At 64.1% G+C, this 17,196-nt stretch carries 22 protein-coding genes; 19 read left to right on the forward strand and 3 right to left on the reverse strand.

The window, feature by feature from the left end:
- Positions 1-28 precede the first annotated feature (28 nt).
- The 3 genes from rimO (at position 29) to SPHPHY_RS0113260 (ending at position 3,308) form a co-directional block, all read left to right on the forward strand.
- Positions 29-1,360, forward strand: coding sequence for a 30S ribosomal protein S12 methylthiotransferase RimO (rimO, locus tag SPHPHY_RS0113250; RefSeq protein WP_022687170.1), 1,332 nt, complete (start codon positions 29-31; stop codon positions 1,358-1,360).
- Between the two features lie 118 nt (positions 1,361-1,478).
- The gene (locus SPHPHY_RS22670) at positions 1,479-2,486 is read left to right on the forward strand and encodes a methyl-accepting chemotaxis protein (protein WP_269213764.1); all 1,008 of its coding nucleotides are present in this window, start codon (positions 1,479-1,481) and stop codon (positions 2,484-2,486) included.
- A gap of 252 nt (positions 2,487-2,738) precedes the next feature.
- Positions 2,739-3,308, forward strand: coding sequence for a hypothetical protein (locus tag SPHPHY_RS0113260; RefSeq protein WP_156025097.1), 570 nt, complete (start codon positions 2,739-2,741; stop codon positions 3,306-3,308).
- A 29-nt stretch (positions 3,309-3,337) separates the two neighbouring features.
- Here SPHPHY_RS0113260 and SPHPHY_RS0113265 read toward each other — a convergent pair whose 3' ends face one another.
- Complete coding sequence (locus tag SPHPHY_RS0113265; protein ID WP_022687173.1) at positions 3,338-4,456, reverse strand: acyltransferase family protein; 1,119 nt, start codon at positions 4,454-4,456, stop codon at positions 3,338-3,340.
- A 452-nt stretch (positions 4,457-4,908) separates the two neighbouring features.
- Between SPHPHY_RS0113265 and SPHPHY_RS22050 the strand changes: the two genes are divergently transcribed.
- On the forward strand, positions 4,909-5,634 hold the full coding sequence (locus SPHPHY_RS22050) for a hypothetical protein (protein ID WP_156025098.1): 726 nt from the start codon (positions 4,909-4,911) through the stop codon (positions 5,632-5,634).
- Positions 5,635-5,660: 26 nt separating this feature from the next.
- Here SPHPHY_RS22050 and SPHPHY_RS0113275 read toward each other — a convergent pair whose 3' ends face one another.
- Both SPHPHY_RS0113275 and SPHPHY_RS0113280 read right to left on the reverse strand, forming a co-directional pair.
- Entirely contained in the window at positions 5,661-6,821 is a 1,161-nt protein-coding gene (locus SPHPHY_RS0113275) for a tyrosine-type recombinase/integrase (protein ID WP_022687174.1), read from the reverse strand.
- Entirely contained in the window at positions 6,818-7,495 is a 678-nt protein-coding gene (locus tag SPHPHY_RS0113280) for a hypothetical protein (RefSeq protein WP_022687175.1), read from the reverse strand. Before SPHPHY_RS0113280 ends, SPHPHY_RS0113275 begins: the two co-directional genes overlap by 4 nt.
- Before the next feature lie 99 nt (positions 7,496-7,594).
- Between SPHPHY_RS0113280 and SPHPHY_RS21450 the strand changes: the two genes are divergently transcribed.
- The 15 genes from SPHPHY_RS21450 (at position 7,595) to SPHPHY_RS0113365 (ending at position 17,177) form a co-directional block, all read left to right on the forward strand.
- Entirely contained in the window at positions 7,595-7,771 is a 177-nt protein-coding gene (locus SPHPHY_RS21450; protein ID WP_022687176.1) for a helix-turn-helix domain-containing protein, read from the forward strand.
- 57 nt (positions 7,772-7,828) lie between these two features.
- On the forward strand, positions 7,829-8,023 hold the full coding sequence (locus SPHPHY_RS21455; RefSeq protein ID WP_081645308.1) for a helix-turn-helix domain-containing protein: 195 nt from the start codon (positions 7,829-7,831) through the stop codon (positions 8,021-8,023).
- 100 nt (positions 8,024-8,123) lie between these two features.
- Positions 8,124-8,681 carry a hypothetical protein gene (locus tag SPHPHY_RS0113295; RefSeq protein ID WP_022687178.1) on the forward strand — a complete coding sequence of 186 codons (558 nt, stop codon included), beginning with the start codon at positions 8,124-8,126 and terminating at the stop codon, positions 8,679-8,681.
- A 138-nt stretch (positions 8,682-8,819) separates the two neighbouring features.
- Positions 8,820-10,004, forward strand: a complete 1,185-nt coding sequence (locus tag SPHPHY_RS0113300) for an AAA family ATPase (RefSeq protein ID WP_196802168.1) — start codon at positions 8,820-8,822, stop codon at positions 10,002-10,004.
- Between the two features lie 332 nt (positions 10,005-10,336).
- On the forward strand, positions 10,337-11,017 hold the full coding sequence (locus SPHPHY_RS0113305; RefSeq protein WP_022687180.1) for a recombinase family protein: 681 nt from the start codon (positions 10,337-10,339) through the stop codon (positions 11,015-11,017).
- 41 nt (positions 11,018-11,058) lie between these two features.
- On the forward strand, positions 11,059-11,466 hold the full coding sequence (locus tag SPHPHY_RS20170; protein WP_022687181.1) for a hypothetical protein: 408 nt from the start codon (positions 11,059-11,061) through the stop codon (positions 11,464-11,466).
- Complete coding sequence (locus tag SPHPHY_RS20175; RefSeq protein ID WP_022687182.1) at positions 11,423-12,916, forward strand: phage terminase large subunit; 1,494 nt, start codon at positions 11,423-11,425, stop codon at positions 12,914-12,916. The genes SPHPHY_RS20170 and SPHPHY_RS20175 overlap by 44 nt, the downstream gene beginning before the upstream one ends.
- Before the next feature lie 127 nt (positions 12,917-13,043).
- Positions 13,044-13,328: a hypothetical protein gene (locus tag SPHPHY_RS0113320; RefSeq protein ID WP_022687183.1), complete on the forward strand. Its 285-nt coding sequence runs from the start codon at positions 13,044-13,046 to the stop codon at positions 13,326-13,328.
- 423 nt (positions 13,329-13,751) lie between these two features.
- A complete protein-coding gene (locus tag SPHPHY_RS0113330) occupies positions 13,752-14,192 on the forward strand; it encodes a hypothetical protein (protein ID WP_022687185.1) in 441 nt (146 codons plus the stop codon).
- A 53-nt stretch (positions 14,193-14,245) separates the two neighbouring features.
- Positions 14,246-14,917 carry a hypothetical protein gene (locus tag SPHPHY_RS0113335; RefSeq protein WP_022687186.1) on the forward strand — a complete coding sequence of 224 codons (672 nt, stop codon included), beginning with the start codon at positions 14,246-14,248 and terminating at the stop codon, positions 14,915-14,917.
- 189 nt (positions 14,918-15,106) lie between these two features.
- Positions 15,107-15,556, forward strand: a complete 450-nt coding sequence (locus SPHPHY_RS0113345) for a structural cement protein Gp24 (RefSeq protein ID WP_022687188.1) — start codon at positions 15,107-15,109, stop codon at positions 15,554-15,556.
- Entirely contained in the window at positions 15,556-15,732 is a 177-nt protein-coding gene (locus SPHPHY_RS22055) for a hypothetical protein (protein ID WP_022687189.1), read from the forward strand. Before SPHPHY_RS0113345 ends, SPHPHY_RS22055 begins: the two co-directional genes overlap by 1 nt.
- On the forward strand, positions 15,733-16,152 hold the full coding sequence (locus SPHPHY_RS0113355) for an HK97-gp10 family putative phage morphogenesis protein (RefSeq protein WP_022687190.1): 420 nt from the start codon (positions 15,733-15,735) through the stop codon (positions 16,150-16,152). It begins immediately after the preceding gene.
- Between the two features lie 3 nt (positions 16,153-16,155).
- Complete coding sequence (locus tag SPHPHY_RS0113360; protein WP_022687191.1) at positions 16,156-16,434, forward strand: hypothetical protein; 279 nt, start codon at positions 16,156-16,158, stop codon at positions 16,432-16,434.
- Positions 16,431-17,177 (forward strand): hypothetical protein, encoded by a 747-nt coding sequence (locus SPHPHY_RS0113365; protein WP_022687192.1) that lies wholly within the window; start codon positions 16,431-16,433, stop codon positions 17,175-17,177. Before SPHPHY_RS0113360 ends, SPHPHY_RS0113365 begins: the two co-directional genes overlap by 4 nt.
- The last annotated feature ends 19 nt before the right edge of the window (positions 17,178-17,196 follow it).

Consider the following 17,196-nt stretch of genomic DNA (forward strand, 5'->3'; position numbering starts at 1 on the left):
CCGTCTCGCATTATGTGCGGACGATCCCATGGCAACGCAAATCCCCTCACCGCCCCGCGTGGGCATGGTCTCGCTCGGCTGTCCCAAGAACCTGGTCGACAGCGAACGGATCCTGACCCAGCTCCGCGCCGACGGCTACCAGATGTCGGCCGACTATTCCGGCGCCGACGTCGTGCTGGTCAACACCTGCGGCTTTCTCGATTCGGCGAAGGAAGAATCGCTCGAGGCGATCGGTGAGGCGATCGCCGAGAATGGCCGCGTCATCGTCACCGGCTGCATGGGCAAGGAAGCCGAGACGATCCGCGCGCGCTTTCCGGGCGTCCTCGCGATCACCGGCGCCCATGAATATGAGCAGGTCGTGGAGGCTGTACACGCCGCCGCGCCCGCCGCGCTCAGTCCGTATGTCGACCTGATCCCCGACGCCGGCCTGAAGCTGACCCCGCGCCACTACAGCTACCTGAAGATCTCGGAGGGCTGCAATCACCGCTGCTCCTTCTGCATCATCCCGTCGCTGCGCGGCGACCTGGTCAGCCGCCGCCCCGACGCGATCCTGCGCGAGGCCGAGAAGCTCGTCGCGGCGGGCACCAGGGAATTGCTGGTCATCAGCCAGGACACGTCGGCCTATGGCATCGACATCCGCGACCAGTCGCGGATGTGGAAGGGTGCGGAGGTGCGCCCCCACATGACCGACCTCGCGCGCGAGCTCGGCCGGATCGCGCCATGGGTGCGACTCCACTATGTCTATCCGTATCCGCACGTCGATCAGGTCATACCGTTGATGGCGGACGGGCTGGTGCTCCCCTATCTCGACATTCCCTTCCAGCACGCCGCGCCGTCGGTGCTGCGCCGCATGAAGCGGCCCGCCAACGACGCCAAGGTGCTCGGCCGAATCAAGGCGTGGCGGGAGATCTGCCCGGACATCGCGATCCGCTCGACCTTCGTCGTGGGCTTTCCCGGCGAAACCGAGGCGGACTTCCAGTATCTGCTCGACTGGCTGGACGAGGCGCAGCTCGACCGGGTCGGCGCCTTCCGCTTCGAACCCGTCGAGGGCGCGTCCGCAAACGCACTGCCCGATCCGGTGCCGGAGGAGGTGAAGGAAGAACGTTACGCGCAGATCATGGAGAAGACCGCCGCGATCTCGACGGCGAAGCTCGCTGCCAAGGTGGGACGCACGCTCGACGTCATCATCGACGCGGTCGATGCCGAAAGCGGCGGCGCTTCCGGGCGATCGATGGCCGACGCGCCGGAGATCGACGGTGAGGTCCACCTGCGCGATGCCGGCCATCTCGCGGCCGGCGACATCCTGCGCGTCGTGATCGAGGATGCCGACGAGCACGATCTGTTCGGCGTACCCGCCTGACCATCAAGCCTCTGAGCCGATGCGATAAATTGGCATGCCTCACGATCGGTTAACGATCCGGCCCTAAACCCGCCGGATTACCGATGGAGACACCATGCCGCGCCGGATCAGGTCCCTGTTGTCGTTGTTGAGTGACGAAGTCGCCGCGCACGCCGACCGGTCGGAAGCGATCGCCGGGCAAACACGGCTGCTGGCGCTCAATGCCGCCATCGAAGCCGCCCGCTCCGGCGAGGCGGGCCGCGGCTTCGGCGTCGTCGCGCAGGAAGTGAAGACGCTCGCCGCGCAGGCGAGCAGCTCGTCACGTGCCTTCCGCGAGGAACTGCTCGGCCGTCTCCAGCAAGGTAGCGGGATCGCCGGCGACCTCGTCAGCGAGCTCGAGGGCGGACGGCTCGGCGAACTGGCGCAGTCGATCGCCGACGCCTTGTCGCGCACGCTGTTCGACCGCACGATCGACGTCCGCGTGCTCGCCAGCGACCATTCGGTACGCGAGAGCCTGCTGCTCTCCGATAACGACCGCGCCATCGCCCGCGCGGTGGAGCGGATGCGCTCGCTGCTCAGCTTTTCCCCTTACTTCCTCAACGGCTTCGTCGTCGCTGCCGACGGTCGGATCGGGGCGTGCGCGCATGAAAATGCCGCGGTGCGCTCGGTCCGCTTCGACAGCTTCGCGCAGTTCAGGGCGGTCATGCAGGGGCCGCTACCGGCCGGCTGGTCCACCGACGAGGTCTGGCCCAATCCCTGGTCGCACGAACGCAAGGTCCTGATCTTCACCGCACCCGTCGCGGTAGAGGGGGTGACGATCGGGGTCTGCTATCTGGAATATGATTTCGAAGGGCAGGTCGCGCAGCTCATCGACGTTCTCAACCGCTCCTCGCGCCGCGCGACCATCTCGATCGTCGACCCGCACGGTCGCATCGTCGCCACGACGGGCACGCGCCGCTTCCACGAACAGCATCCGCATGCCGCCGGCGGGGCGGCGCGCATCCAGTCGCTCGACGGGCTGGTCGTCGCGCAGGCGCGGGTCCCGACCGACCACGGCATCCCGGGGCTCGATTTCCGCTGCGTCATCGAAGACCATGTCTCCAGCGACAGCGAGATCGTCGCGGCGATGTCGGGGCTGGCGGCGTGAAGCCGCCCGCCGGTCGGTAGCGGGTAGCGACCCGTATCCATGACGCAGGGCGGCTTCCGATAGGAACGCCATCGGCGAAGTCTGTACCGGCCCGCAATGGCGGCAGAAAACGGGCCGCGCTCGTGCGTCTGGCGGCCGATGACATGGGCAGGATCGATCGGATGTGGGGCGGGAATTTCGGTCATCTCGCAAGCCGTTGACCGAAAGGTAATTCCTCCCGCCTAGCGCCACGTACGGGGCAAGGAGGCGCACATGGGAATATTGGACTCGCTCGCCAGCTTCATCGACAATGAGGGCTTGGCCGAAGCCTTTGCGGTGAAGCCGGACGATCCCGCGAAGGTGCGGAAGCCGATGCGTGACGGGATCGCCCGGACGCGCGAGCAATATGCGGCGCGCGGCAACGGCACCGTCAAGGCGAGCGGGCGATGGTGGCAGGTCCAGAACGGCATCGTCGCCTTCACCGTGAAGGTCGGCGGTGGCACGCTCCCCCTGAACGGCGCGTCGACGAACCACATCCCCGAAGCCATGTTCGACGTCTTCCTGACCAAGCTGGAGCAAGCGCTGGACGCCGGTGAACTCGACGAAGCGTTGAAGCTCAACCAGGACGAACGGGCAAAGTCGCAAGCCCCGGGCGGCGGCGCGCGCGCGGCGGACCTCCCTGCGGGCAGCGACCGACGTCCCGGCATCGACCGCGAGGACTGGGATGACCTCACCTGGGCGCAACGCCAGAAGGTCAATGCGCTGTATCGCCAGGGAAAGAATCCGGACGGCAGCGCAATCGCCGAAGTCGGCTACAAGCCCGACGCGCCACTTGCGGCCTGAGGAAGCGCCGCGGTGGGCGGCGCCCTTTCTCAGGCTTGCGCCTCGGAGCGGCGCGTTGCCCGCGATCGCGGCGGCAACAGCCATCGCTTCAGCCACGACGCGGCGTGCGCCTCATATCCCGCGTGGATGGCGTAGGCGACCAGCACCAACAGCCCGGCGACCGCAACCGGCACCAACGGTGCCCCTATACCCGCGCGCGTGCCCACGGCGGCGATGATGCCCACTCCGAGGTGATTATGGAGCAGATAAAGCGGGTAACTGACCGTCCCGACGAAGAACAGTCCACGGGTCGCCAGCAGCTTCTGAATCGCGACCGAGCGCTGGCTTGCCGCGAACAGCACCACGACACCGAGCAAGGCGGCCTTGTCGCTCCATAGCACGACTCGAAAGTTCGTCAGCGAGCAGACCAGACCGATCGCGACCGCCAGCCAATACAGGCGCGGCGATCGCGCCTCGTGCGCGCGGTAGAACAATGCACCGCTGGCGAACCATCCGAAAAACTCCAGCCCCGCCCACCACAGCGGCTCGGGCGCGCGGCCCAGCAGCGGCACCGAAATGTAGCGAAGTCCGGCGGCGATCACCCAAAGCGCGATCAGGCCGGCCACCGCCCGCTTCCAGCGAAACGCGAAATACAGCACGCCGAAAATTACGTAGAACGAGAATTCGGTGACCAGCGTCCAGTACGCGCCATCGACGGGCAGAACGTCGATCTTCATCAACCCGTGGTAGAAAGACGGGCTAATAAAGGTGAGCGCCACCGCGATATCGCCTACCCGATACCCTCCCGTCGGCATATCCGGCAGCATGGTCGACGCTGCGGCCAGCAAAACCGAACAGAGCAGCAGCGCGGGGGCCAGCCGGATCCAGCGACGTATCAGGAAGCGCACCACGTCCGTCGACGTCTCCAGCGTCCTGAAGATCACGAAACCGGAAATCAGGAAGAACAGGTACACGCCCAGCCATCCCTGCCCGAAGAACGGCAGCGCGCGATGGCGGTCGCCATACGGCAGGTTCGCGGCGTAGGTCGCCCCGTAATAATGCCAGCCGATCACCGCTATCACGGCGACGCCGCGCAGGCCGTCGAGATAGCGGATGCGATGCGCGGTATTCTCGACGGAGTCGGCACCATGCCCCTCCAGCGGCGTCATGCGGCCGTCGAGACCAGAAGGGGGCTGCCGCAACCCCCGGTGTTTCGCGCGACATTGCCTGCGATGCCGGCCCGCATGGGGCGACCGGCTATGGTCGAACCCCGCCGCCCCGTCCGAACGACCGCCGTCCCCGCAATCTGCTTCATATCGCGTCCCCCGGCGCACGATTGCCGAGGCGCACCGCGGTTGTCGACCTTTTCCCTGCACGCACCGTTGCTGGATCGAAACACCATGTCCATACCGCGCTGCCACGGGAAGGCTGAACTTGAGTGGGTGAGTGGCCGAACGACAAACGTCGAGCACCACGAGGGTTGGTAGCGGAGGAGGGACTTGAACCCCCGACACGCGGATTATGATTCCGCACGAACGTCGCTTAGGTCCTTGCCTTATTAGCCTCTTGTTGCTTCCATGTCGCACTCAGCATGCGGCGTAGCGATGACCAAGGACCTGATATGCGTGAACGTATCCTATCTCAGATGCAATGGCCGATGGTGCATAACGGCGATGTGCCGTTGGATCGTAGAATGATGGACATGGTACGGCCCTTCTCAGACGCTTGGGCTGCCGCCTTCTGGGAGTTGGAAAATTTAGCCTTGTTTAATCAAGCGGCGTATTACAATGTGGAGAGCAGGAACAAGCATCTTGATGAGCATGCAGCCGCCATCAAGTCTTGGACACCGCCCAACGAAGATGATGACGAACTTTACGAGCAATTTAGCCTTGCACTCTCGCGCGAACGCAACACCATCATAGGAGGAGAACTTGAGGTTGAAGCAATCGCTCGCTACGCTGACGAGGTCACGATCATAGCTTGTTGGGCCTTTGCAGAAAAGAATCTAAACGATGGCCTATCTAAACCACGAGGATTATTAGGCCTAGCGGATGCTCGAAGCCATCGATGGCCCGATATTCGGGCATCGTTCCTAGAGTGCGGCCTTGAGCTTGAAACCTTGGATTCCTTTGCAGATGCAGATGAGTGCCGCCGAGTAAACAATGCCATTAAGCATGGCGGCCTAGTAGACAGAGGCTTGGCTCAAATTCCCTTTTTCGCGCCTTCAGCGGATAAGAACATTAGCACGCTGGAGCTCGAAACGCAGCGATATTACTTCGGGGTGGCGGACTTTATAGGAGCGATGTACGAATCGAGCTCGAAAATTTTGGCAGCTTTACCGAGCTAAAGCGCGGATAATAATGACCCCGTCGTTTAAGCTAATAGCTCGTTCGCCGTCGCCGCCGCGACTGCTGCGTCGCCAATGTCGTCGCGGATCAAATGGCCGTAGGTGTCGAGGGTAATTTGCACGCTTGAATGGCCAAGCCAAGTCGTCAGCCGCTTGAGGTCGATACGCTGCTTTATCCAAGCGCTCGCGGCATAGTGTCGCAGGGCATGGAAATCGTATCGAGCACGGCTGCCCGGCTCATCACTGCCAGACTTCGCAACAGCCGGCCGCACCAGCCCTGCCTTTACCTGCAATGGCCAGTATTCCCGGTTGAGCAGGTTGGAGTGCAACCGCACCCCGCCCTCGCTATTCGGAAACAGCAGACCTGCCTCTGAGTGCGGTGCCCGCAGCATCCACTTCCGCAGCTCGGTGACGAGCACCGGCGGGATCGGGATCGTCCTCGTGCCGGCCTCCGACTTCGGCGGACCGATCGTGCCCCACTGGTCTGCCCGCTGCGTGACGTGGATCTCGCCACGCTTCAGGTCGACGTCCTCTCGACGGAGCCCACGTATCTCGGATGAGCGCAGGCCGGAAAGAGCGACCGTCAGCAGCATAGGATAGAGGCCCGGAAGCTTCTCATCGGCGGCAGCCGCCGTGAGCAGAGCGCGCACGTCCTCGCGACTCGGGATGGTCACCCTGCCCCGATCCCGGCGCGATCGGACAACCTTCACGCCCTTGGCAACGTTCTGCGCCACCAGGCCCCGTCGCTGCGCCTCCGTGATGATGCTGGACAGCCCTCGCACGACCTTGCCCGCCATCGCCGGCGATCGCGTCTCAAGGAGCGCGTCTTTGAACGTTTCAACGGACGGCATGGAAAGCTGGGAGAGCTTCTTGTCGCCGATAAGCGGCTTGATGTGCAGCTCCACCCATTCGCGATACTGCTTGATCGTAGAGCGCTCGCGGTCCTTCGACTCGGCTGCTCGGACCCAGATGTCGGCTGCCTGCCCGACGGTGATGCTCTGGCTGTCCGCGGTGTGGACGCCCTTGCTGACCTCCCAGGCGGCTTGGGTGCTCCATGCCTCAGCATCCCGCTTACGGGTGAACTGCTTCGCCCGGCGCTTACCAGCGCTGTCGCGGTAGTCGACCAGCCATGCCGTCTTCTGCTCGCCGGAAGGCGTCGTCCAGGTGCGCTTGCGGATCGCTGTCACCGCCCAAAAACCTTTTCTATCGAGGCAGCGGCCTCCTGAAATTCACGCTGCTTCTCACGAATATAATCCTCGAACGAGAGGATTATATCAGAGCGACTTAAATCGGGTCGAACATCCCTTACGAGGCCGATCAATACGGATGAGAGGTCGTGAATGTTGATAATCAGGTTCCTCCACGTTTCTCCGACTGACGGTGGATTTTCCCTGTGACTACCAAGCGCCAAGCCCAAGCCGTCGGCAGTTATTACTGCGATCGATTCGTAGTAATCGAACTCACCTTCACCTTCCTCACTTAGGTCTCGAAGCGCCTCAGGGTTTAAGACTAAAGAGAGCTTGTTCGTCTCTGGCGGAACTTCCCAGGTGTTTAAGTAGTCAACGGGGCTCATCGCAACTAAGAACGCTCGCGCTATCTGCCACCAATTTCCTTCGATGATGCGCACGACACGCTTCGGAGCCATTCCCGCCTGAGTCAGCTCGGTTGCCAAGGCAAGTTGCAGTAGGCTGGCGACGGAATAGGCTGCTCGGCGCCCAGTGCCTGTGTTCACGCCCGCCGGGAAGCCTTGCCGCTGCAGGTGCTTCAGGCGCGCTCGGAACGCGATGCGCTTGTCCGTAGCCACCCGGTTCAGCTTGGCTAGAGCACCTTCAACATCGGAATACGAGAACTCAACCGCCACAGGCCACCTTAGACGAGGTTTACAATTCCTTCTTGCACGAACGTGGCGGCAGGTCTAGCAAGACGAGGATCAAACTTAGTCTTAAGCGGAGAAGATGGAATGCTGAGTGAAGACCTTCTCCCCGGCGCTATCGCCGCTGCCGCGTTCATCGGGGTCAAGCCGCGGGCGATCTACCATATGACCGAGCAAGGCCATCTGCCCGTGATCCGCAAAGGTCGCCGCCTCTTTTTTCGCAAAAGCGAACTCGAGAAGGCGTTCAGTTCAGACGTTGCCTGATCTGACGTCAGATGACGGCGGTAACTCGGAGCGACGCGCAGCCGCAAGGTGCGACATATGGCAAATGATCAGCATCTTTTAAGCCGACCGCTCGCTGTCAGCATTGCTGATGCGGCGACCGTCCTGCAGCGAGATCGTGCGACGATCTATCGAATGATCAAGAAGGGCGAGCTTCGACCAGTTCGCTACGGCGGCCGGCAGTCGATTCCGTTCGATCAATTGATCCAGCTGACGACGCCGGTGGGCACATGAAGCCAAACGGCCCCCGCGCTTTGGACGCGAAGGCCGTTAGATGTGAGCTTGCCGGCTACATCTTCGGCTATACCATCAACCATCATGTGGATGCAAGCCGATGACCGGCGCGGACCTGGAGAGGCTTTACGCTTCAGCCGTCAAAAACGTGCGCCAACCGCACTTGGATAGGTTGCGTGCCGCGGGGGTGACCCCGGCCACCATCGCCCGGCTTGGCTCAGCGTATCCGCCCTTCGGCGTGCTCTGCGGCGAGGTCGAACGATCCAACCGCTTCAACGCCGGCGAGGGCAAGCCGCACGTGATCCAGCCCGTAGTCGAAGGATGCGGCTTGATAGATCTTGTCGCCTGGCGAGTGGGCGAACCGGCGCGCTGGGGGCTGGTGAGCGGCTTAGGTTGGCTGCTCAATGCTGACACGTGCCTCGGGTCCCGCTGGGACGCGGACAAGCTGACACTACATGCCACGCCCCTCGATTGGCTTCGCGCCGATGCGCATGGCGGCGTCGTGCTCGACTGGCACGCCCCAGATCTAGCCTGGCTTCGAAGCTTCAGCTTGATCGAGTGCGGTGATGCTCTGCTCGCCATCTCGGTACGGCGTGCCCTCAGCAAGCCGCGACGTCTGCCCGTGATCACGGTAGCGGAGGTGCGTCATGTCGCGTGACCCCTTAGCCTCGGCCACCATCTTCTGGATCGCTGAGCGCCAAACGCGCGAGGTTCAGCGCCGCGCGATCGCGGCCGTCAATTTGCAGCGGCAGCGTCTCCGTGCTGCCAAGCGGTCCCGGCTTGGGGAGCGATGCGCATGAATGCTCCGCAATACGATGACGACTTCGACATGCCGCCAAGCCCGCCGATCGAGGCGTATGAAGGGCGCCGACCGAGCAGCAAGCGCGCGCAGGCCGGCTCGGAAGACGGCGCGGATTGGATCCTGCCGATCGTTGACACAAATGCGTGGGTTGGTCGCATCCCTCCCGCCCGGCGCTGGATCGTTGACGGTTGGCTTGCTCGCGCAACGGGTGGCGCGTTGTTCGGTGAGGACGGCATCGGCAAGTCCCTGCTCGCACAGCAGCTCGCCACATGCGTTGCCGCGGGGAGGCCGTTTCTCGGCTTGGACGTCACGCATGTGGGCGCGATGTACATCACGTGCGAGGATGACGAGCTGTCGTTGTGGCAGCGGCAACGCGCAATCAACAAAGCCCTCGGCCTGCCACTCGATTGTGCGCCCGCCATGCTGTCCACGCTGGCGGGGCATGTCGCTGCGCAGCTCGGCGACTTCGATGAGGCCGGGACGTTCCAGCCTGGGCCCATGTTCCATGCGATTGCCAGGCGAGCCGAGAGCATCAGCGCCGGCCTGATCGTGTTGGACAACATCGCGCACCTTTTCCCCGGCAACGAGATCGTGAGGCGGCAGGTCGTTGGGTTCCTTGCCGCAGTCGACAAGCTCGCGCTGCAATGCGACGCCGCGGTGCTTCTGCTCGGTCACCCTGCGAAGGCGGTCGGCTCCGAATACTCGGGCAACCTGGGCTGGTCGGCACACGTCCGCCAGCGCTGGTTCCTTGGCTGGGGTGATCCTGAGCTCAACGACATGGATACCCGTGTCCTGCGGAAGGCCAAGGCCAATCTAGGTAAGAAGGGTGAGGAAGTCGCATTCCGCTGGCACGAATGGGCATTCGTCCGCGACGAGGATCTCGGGAACGATCTTGCGCGTGAGTATGCCGAGGTCGCTAAGCACAACCACGACAACGAGGTTTTTCTCGCCTGCCTCAAGCTACGTAACGAGCAGCGCCGGCCGGTTTCCGACGCGAAGGCCAGTCGCACCTATGCTCCTAAGGAATTCGCCTTGATGCCAGAGGCGAAAGGTATCGGCGCCGGCCGCCTTGAAGCAGCGATGGACCGCCTGTTTCGAACCTCCTCAATCGAGCGCGCGACACTGCCTTGGAAGCGCGATCGAAAGGCAGTGGAAGGTCTGATGGAGCGCGCTGACTAGTGCGCCGACCTCTGCGCCGACCGCGCGCTGACTGGTTGCGCTGACGTGCGCCGACTACCCGCGCTGACATGCGCCGACGTGCGCTGACACACACCTATCATAGATAGGGCGGGACGTCCCCTTAGGGGGACTCGCCCCATCCATGATTGAGAGACCGCGCAAACCAGGGGTGAGCAGGAAGATGGTGGAATCTGCCTTCTGGACAGTCTGGACGGTTCGCGCGCGCGAGCAGGCGACCACTCCCCGGCAACCCAACACCGGCTGCTCGCACCTTGCCAGCCCGTACAATGTCACGTAATGAGCGTTAGGCGATATTGTACGAGGGCAGAACGATGACCCGGGCCGTGGCTTACTACCGCGTTTCAACCGCGAAGCAGGGTGCATCTGGGCTTGGGCTCGATGCTCAGCGAACGGCCGTTGAGGGCCTTTGCACAACGAAGGGTTGGGAGATCATCGCCCCGCCCTTCACTGAAGTTGAAAGCGGCAAGCGTGATGACCGGCAGGAACTCACCAAGGCAATCGCGCATGCGCAGATCACTGGCGCCAAGCTGGTCATCGCCAAGCTTGACCGACTGAGCCGCAACGCAGCGTTCCTGCTTACGCTGAGAGACAGCGGCGTCGACTTCGTGGCGGCTGACATGCCGGACGCCAACAGTCTGACGGTCGGGATCATGGCACTGGTGGCGCAGCAGGAGCGCGAGGCCATCTCTCAGCGCACCAGGGAGGCCCTTGCAGCGGCAAAGGCGCGTGGGACTAAGCTGGGCAACCCAAACGGAGCTGCTGCCCTCCTGCGGGCCGCTAGGGGCAACACGGCAGCCATGGAAGCCGCGCAACGCAACGCCAACAACCATGCTGAGCGATTGCGTCCGGTTCTCGCCCGCCTGCGCAGAGAGGGCCTAACCTCGCTTGGCGCGATCGCCGCGGCGTTGAACGCCGAGGGAGTCCGCACGCCTCGTGGTTACCGGTGGCACGCCTCTTCAGTCCGCAACCTGATGGCACGCCTGGCCAACTGACGGCGGTAAGCTGGAGCACCTAGACGCTTACCTGTCTAGGCATGTCGCTAGGTCGTCTAACAGTCCGCACCGATGAAGCTCGCGAGACGTTCCTCGCCACCCTTGCCAACGCCTGCAACGTTACTGCTGCATGCAGAGCCGCAGGGATATGCCGGCAGACCGCCTATCAGTGGCGCGAGGACGACAAGGCCTTCGCTGAAGCTTGGAAGGGCGCGCTGGAGGAAGCGGTCGACGGGTTGGAGAAGGAAGCTTGGCGCCGCGCTGTCGAGGGCGTGGACAAGCCGATCGTCTACCAGGGCGCGGTCACCGGCACATACCGCGAATATTCCGATCGTATGATGGAGATCCTGCTGAAGGCCCATCGTCCCGAAAAGTACATCGAGCGCACCCGGAGCGAGAACCTGCATGCCGTCGCCATCACCATCCAAGGCCCAGCCGCCGACCTTTGAGCTGACCGACAAGCAGGCCGAGCTACTGACCGCGGCATCGAGCCCTGCCCGCCACGTGCTCGCCTATGGCGGATCGCGCTCAGGCAAGACGTTCGGCTTCTGCTACTGCATCGCCAGCCGCGCCCTGATGGCACCAAACAGCCGGCACCTGGTCGCCCGGCTTCACAATGTCGATGTTCGCCAGTCCATCATGCTCGACACGTGGCCGAAGATGATGAGGCTGGCGTTTCCGGGTGTGCCGTTCGACATCAACAAGACCGATCAGTTCGCGATCCTGCCGGGCGGTGCGGAGGTCTGGTTCAGTGGGCTAGATGACAAGGAGCGGGTCGACAAGGTGCTCGGCAAGGAGTTCGCGACCATCTACGTGAACGAGGCGAGCCAGGTAGCCTACGAGACGATCACGACACTCCGCACCCGCTTGGCGCAGGCATCGCAGAAGCTCGACGGCAGGGCGCTGAACCTCAAGGCCTATTACGACCTCAACCCGACCGGCCGCGGGCACTGGACCTATCGCGAGTTCGTGGAGCAGGTGCGTCCTGAGAACGGCTTGCCGCTGGAGCCTGAGAGCCGGGCTCATGTGGTGCTCAACCCGAAAGACAATCCGCACCTGCCGGCCGAGTACCATGCTGAGCTAGACGGCTTGCCCGATCGCCAGCGTCAGCGCTTCCGCGACGGTAAGTACCTCGCGGAGGCACCTGGCGCGCTGTGGTCGCTGTCCGACCGGGAAGCGGATGACGGGCGCACCATGCCGGGCATCGACAGCCTGCGTGTGGCCACGGCCCCTGCCCTGACGCGTGTTGTCATTGGCGTTGATCCGTCGGGCTCTGATGGATCGACTGGCGACTCTCAGGGCATCGTCGTCGCCGGCCGCGCGAAGGACGGGCACGCGTACATCCTGGCTGACCTGTCTTGCCGCCTGTCCCCCGATGGCTGGGCTCGCGTGGTCGCCTCGGCGGCTGAGCGATACGGCGCCGATCGTGTGGTCGCCGAGCGCAACTTCGGTGGGGCAATGGTCGAGGCCGTGCTTCGATCGGCGGCACCGAACCTGCCCGTGAAGCTGGTGACCGCCAGCCGCGGCAAGGCTGTGCGCGCCGAGCCGGTGGCAGCGCTGTATGAGCAGGGCAAGGCGCATCACGTCGGCACGTTCTCGGACCTCGAGGACCAAATGACGATGACGACGACGTCAGGCTTCCAGGGCGGCGGCTCGCCCGATCGCATGGACGGGCTGGTGTGGTGCCTGACCGAGCTGATGGAGCCCGAGCGGCCGCGCTACAATATCGATGCGTTTCTCGGCACCGGTGATTTCTCGGACGAGAACCTAGCACGCCGATGGGCCCGGGAAGGTTCTACCATCGCCGGGATCGCGGACGCGCTGCATCGGTCGCCCGGATGGGTGGGAGAAACTCTCGCGGTTAACGGCGTTAGCGCAGGTGACAGCGATCGCGCCTGACCGCGAAGAGAGTATTTGCCCCTCTGCCATCTCTCTGATCGGCTCATTGGCGGTGACCATCCCTCATGGATGCAGGCCACGAACCATATATGATACATCGATGGTTGGTCAGAGAAGGGTTGCAAGTATGAAGCATATCGCATCGGGATCGGTGATTTTGGCAGCTGGCGAGCGGCTTAGCGTTGAGCATGGGCGATACACCGTGACCTTCGTTCCTGATGACGCCGCGCCCGCGAAACCGGACGAGTTCTTGGTCCAAGTTCCGCACGGGTATGGTCTTGGAAGAGTGTCCACGAGCACTGTGGGGAGCGAATGGGAGAGCGGAAATACGACCCTGCGCGTAATGTTTATGCCTGGAGGTGCGGCCGGCGAGCTCGTGAACGCCAACTATCATCTTTTTGAGGCAGACTGATGTTGGGCGCGGGGCGGCTATGATGGCCCGTCTCCGCGCCTTTGCAGAGTGCGACTAACGGCGGTAAGCAGCTTACACGAGGCGGCATAGCCATCGTGGCATGCCCGTCCGCACCTCGCCGCGCAACGAGACCGGCCTGATAAAGCCCCGTCGCCCGAAGCCCCGCGACTTTCGCGAACGATACCTGGAGACGGGCTGGGATCGGGAGATCGAGGAGCACTACCGCTGCAACTGGCGATGCATTCGCAGGTGGATCCTGGAGGAAGGGCGTGAGCAGCTGCGCGCTGATCGAGCCGCGGCGGTGCGGGCGAGGCGTGCGGCGAACCGAGCACCTACCGCCGATCTGACGGCGGTAAGCATCCCAGTCTAGCCAGCTATCTTGCTCATCGGCCCGCGTTCCGCCCGGCCGATCGGGAGAAGGCTATGCAATGCTATCGGGTTTCAGACGGCAAGACCGTCCCTGAGAGCGAGGCGCTAGACGCCACCGGCCTTCGCAGCGGCTACAATGTGCGCCAGGCATTCGTCCGGCCCGGCGACTACCTCAGCTTTGACCTCATGATGTGCGATGCCGCACCGGCCGCACAGCAGCTCACCAATGCTCAGCGCACCTTCGCGTCTTCTCCTGAAGGCAAGAGCATCGCCGCCTACGCCAAAAGCGTGTTTGATGCCGGAGAGGCGCACAAGCCTGAAGGCCAGCGCGGAACGTGGACCGATGAGATGGCGAACGCCGTCCTGCACAAGCGCTTCGCTGCGGATGCTGCCCGATCGAACCCGGTCGCTGACGTCGAGTCCGCGGCCCTCCGCGCGCGTGAACACGCTGCCTACCAGCGGAGTGGCGACCTCAACGCCTGGCGCCGCGGCTAGCACCAACCCCCACCATCAACGGCCCCGATTACGGCGCTACCAGGAGAACGAAGATGGCAAAGCCCTTAGACGACCGGATCGCCGCGGCCCTCGCGGACAATGCACGCGCGGCCACCGTGTCGGACCTGATCAGCGAAATCGGCGAGCGCATCACCGCAACCGAGCGGGAGCGCGACCGCCTCACCACCATTTCGACGGCCCTTTCAACTGGCGAGGACGCTGCCGAGCAAGCCGCGGCCGATGCTGCGAAGCTCGCCGCCCGCGCCACCCGATTGGCAGGAAAGAGGAGTATTCTCGAGCAGCGGCACGCGGAGTTGCTGAACTCGGAACGCCGCCGGCGCGCCGCTGAGTTCCGTGCAGGGACGCTTGCGGAGCGCGACCAGCTCGTGTCCGAACTGCGCGAAACGTGGCCGCAGCTAGTCGACCAGATCACTGGCTTGCTGAAGCGCGTCGTCGCAAACGATGCGGCAATCGAGCGGTCGAACCGCGACTCTGCCGGTGAGCAGCTGGTGAGCGCCGAGGCGGTCGTTCGTGGATGCACCCCGATGTTCATGCACCGTGGCGAGCATGTGCCGCGCCTTACGCGCATGCAGATCCCCGCCCTCGACGTGACAGCGCAGCCGATTGGCAGGGCGCATGTCTGGCCTCCGCATCACGCCGACGGCGCCGTAGTGGCACTGTCGACCGGGTTTGCCGAACTGGAGCGGGCTTATGCCGCTCGTTGAGATAGCCGGGTCTTTCTCCGCCCGGCTGCTGCTGGACGGCTTTGAGGCGCTGGTCAGCCCCTCGGGCCGTTCCAGCAGCCCCTTTCAGATCATCGGCCGCACTCGCTTCTCCGCGGTCGATGGCCGGCGCCTGTTTCTTGGTCGTGCAGGCGCCGGCACCCCCTCACCGCTCATGCTCGGGACAAGCTGATGCCGCGTCAGATGATCTACACGGCTACGCAGGCCATCGCCTACCCGGGCATGAAGCGCTCGATGGATGAGTGGGACGCGCAGACCTACACCGCGGTGCAGAGCGTCTATGGCAGCTGCGCGGTCCAGCGAGCCGGCAAGCAGATTTGCAGCCCGTTGCTGGGCGGCGAGTTCGTCGGCATCGCGCTCCCGCCTCGGCTGACCACCACCAGCTACGATGCCTGGGACGACTACGATAACTGCCCGGTGCTTACCGAGGGCGTGATCGCTGCGATCGCTGATGCCGCTATCCCCGAAGGCGCCGGCCTGAACTGGAACAGCGCGACATGGCGCTGGACGCCGGGCCAGGTGGGTGGATCGATCTACCGCACGCCTGGCGTCGAGGCTGAGACGGGGGCTGCCGGCAACGGGTCGCTCTTCTGGCTCCGCATCCGGCGGGTGCCAAGCTGATGCTCGCGAGCCAACCAGCCGAGATCGAGCGCATCGCCGCAGCCTATCCACCAGAAGCCGCGTACGTGCCGGCCGTTGAGCGCGAAAGGTTCTTCACCGAAGCACAGCAAGCCGGCTGGCGCCTCCGTTTCGGAGCTCCTGGCACGCCCGCCACCAACGAAGCTGAGGAGGCCTGAATGCCGAAGATCACAGGTGGCAAGAGCCACGCCGCGCGCCTCAAGCGCCTGACCAGCCCCGCAGCGATGGAGTCAGTTGGCCGCGCTCTCTACGCCGCCGGGGAGCGTATCCAGGTCGCAGCGCAAATCAGCATCACCGAGGGCGCCGTCAGCGGCAAGGCCCACCTGCCCAGCGCTCCGGGCTCTCCCCCGAACAACGACACCGGCGTGCTGGCCAACAACATTGAGACGGCGCGAGACCCGGACAATCCGCTTCGTGTCACCGTCTCGTCCAACGCGCCCTACGCGAGCAGCCAAGAGTTCGGGAACAGCAAGCTGCCAGAAAGGCCGTACATGCGCCCGGCTGTGGCGCGAGAGCGCAAGGCGGTGACGCAGCTCGTCGGGCAGGCGGTATCCGCAGCTATCAAGGGGGAGCGCTGACGAATGGCAAAGACCATCGGCTCGGTCCTCAACACCTTCTACGGTCCACTGTCCGGCCTCGTCATCAAGGGCGGCGACGGCTTCAAGCAGGGGCTCATGAACGCCGGGGCAGCGCTGGGCGGCCCGACCACGTACGCCGCTTACGTCGCGGGCAGCGCCATTACCGCTGCAACTGCGCCGGGCGCCAGATCTGAAACCACACTCGCTTCGCTGCGTACCGAGCGCCCCGCTCGCGTCTCCGCATACGGAGCAATGAAGCGTGCTGGAGCACTGATCCTATGACCCTGCTGATCGGAACCACGCAAGGCGCTGCGGCGCACATCATCAGCGACGGCGCGAGCTACGACGCCACTGGCAAGGTAACTGCGATCGAGTCCAAGGTCGCCGTCTTCCCCGAGTGGAATGCCGCCATCTCCTACGAGGGCTGGACCCATCCCGAACACATCGCGATCATGGCGCGTGGGTCCGGGTTCACCAGCGGTCGTGACCTCGTCCGCGGCTTGGGCGAGCTGGCGTTCGACGTGCTGGACTGGCAGCTACGCCACGAGCCGAACGCGCCGTCGCCCGAGCTTCTGCTGTGCGCGGCGGTGTTTGCACCGGAAGTCGGTCCCTCGGTCTGGGTGGCGCACTCAGGTGGGCAAGCCGTGCGTCAGGGGCTCGCGCCCGGCCAGCCGCGGCATGTGCAGGCCTATTCGAACTTCGGCGCCATCAACGAAGCGCTCGGCCGAGACGCTGACCTGCGCGACGCGCGATCGTTCGATCTTATCCGCGATGGTCGAATCGTCGCAGAGGCGGCTCGAAAGAGCGAGTGGAACGAAGGTGACGAGGGCGCCGGCGTCGGTGGGTTCGTCGAGCTGACCACCGTCTCGGCAGGCGGGGTCGAGAGCAGGGTGTTCAAACGTTGGTCGGACAAGGTGTGGAAACAAATAGATCCCGCCGGCTGTCATCGCCGCGGTGTGAGCGCGCGCCGACCTGACCCGGGTCGGTCTGGCGCACCCGTTGTGGGATGCCGGCAGAATGGATAGCTGCCGTGCTTCCTTCCAA

It is taken from the genome of Sphingomonas phyllosphaerae 5.2 (assembly GCF_000419605.1).
Classification (GTDB): domain Bacteria; phylum Pseudomonadota; class Alphaproteobacteria; order Sphingomonadales; family Sphingomonadaceae; genus Sphingomonas; species Sphingomonas phyllosphaerae_B.

What these genes read in the sequence shown, in the direction of transcription:
- SPHPHY_RS22055 (WP_022687189.1), top strand. Translation starts at nt 15,556, where the DNA reads ATGCTCGCGAGCCAACCAGCCGAGATCGAGCGCATCGCCGCAGCCTAT.
- SPHPHY_RS0113265 (WP_022687173.1), bottom strand. Translation starts at nt 4,456, where the DNA reads ATGACGCCGCTGGAGGGGCATGGTGCCGACTCCGTCGAGAATACCGCG.
- SPHPHY_RS0113360 (WP_022687191.1), top strand. Translation starts at nt 16,156, where the DNA reads ATGGCAAAGACCATCGGCTCGGTCCTCAACACCTTCTACGGTCCACTG.
- SPHPHY_RS22050 (WP_156025098.1), top strand. Translation starts at nt 4,909, where the DNA reads ATGCGTGAACGTATCCTATCTCAGATGCAATGGCCGATGGTGCATAAC.
- SPHPHY_RS20170 (WP_022687181.1), top strand. Translation starts at nt 11,059, where the DNA reads ATGTCGCTAGGTCGTCTAACAGTCCGCACCGATGAAGCTCGCGAGACG.
- SPHPHY_RS0113260 (WP_156025097.1), top strand. Translation starts at nt 2,739, where the DNA reads ATGGGAATATTGGACTCGCTCGCCAGCTTCATCGACAATGAGGGCTTG.
- SPHPHY_RS0113335 (WP_022687186.1), top strand. Translation starts at nt 14,246, where the DNA reads ATGGCAAAGCCCTTAGACGACCGGATCGCCGCGGCCCTCGCGGACAAT.
- SPHPHY_RS0113365 (WP_022687192.1), top strand. Translation starts at nt 16,431, where the DNA reads ATGACCCTGCTGATCGGAACCACGCAAGGCGCTGCGGCGCACATCATC.
- SPHPHY_RS21450 (WP_022687176.1), top strand. Translation starts at nt 7,595, where the DNA reads ATGCTGAGTGAAGACCTTCTCCCCGGCGCTATCGCCGCTGCCGCGTTC.
- SPHPHY_RS0113305 (WP_022687180.1), top strand. Translation starts at nt 10,337, where the DNA reads ATGACCCGGGCCGTGGCTTACTACCGCGTTTCAACCGCGAAGCAGGGT.
- SPHPHY_RS0113320 (WP_022687183.1), top strand. Translation starts at nt 13,044, where the DNA reads ATGAAGCATATCGCATCGGGATCGGTGATTTTGGCAGCTGGCGAGCGG.
- rimO (WP_022687170.1), top strand. Translation starts at nt 29, where the DNA reads ATGGCAACGCAAATCCCCTCACCGCCCCGCGTGGGCATGGTCTCGCTC.
- SPHPHY_RS20175 (WP_022687182.1), top strand. Translation starts at nt 11,423, where the DNA reads ATGCCGTCGCCATCACCATCCAAGGCCCAGCCGCCGACCTTTGAGCTG.
- SPHPHY_RS0113355 (WP_022687190.1), top strand. Translation starts at nt 15,733, where the DNA reads ATGCCGAAGATCACAGGTGGCAAGAGCCACGCCGCGCGCCTCAAGCGC.
- SPHPHY_RS0113345 (WP_022687188.1), top strand. Translation starts at nt 15,107, where the DNA reads ATGCCGCGTCAGATGATCTACACGGCTACGCAGGCCATCGCCTACCCG.
- SPHPHY_RS0113300 (WP_196802168.1), top strand. Translation starts at nt 8,820, where the DNA reads ATGAATGCTCCGCAATACGATGACGACTTCGACATGCCGCCAAGCCCG.
- SPHPHY_RS0113330 (WP_022687185.1), top strand. Translation starts at nt 13,752, where the DNA reads ATGCAATGCTATCGGGTTTCAGACGGCAAGACCGTCCCTGAGAGCGAG.
- SPHPHY_RS21455 (WP_081645308.1), top strand. Translation starts at nt 7,829, where the DNA reads ATGGCAAATGATCAGCATCTTTTAAGCCGACCGCTCGCTGTCAGCATT.
- SPHPHY_RS0113295 (WP_022687178.1), top strand. Translation starts at nt 8,124, where the DNA reads ATGACCGGCGCGGACCTGGAGAGGCTTTACGCTTCAGCCGTCAAAAAC.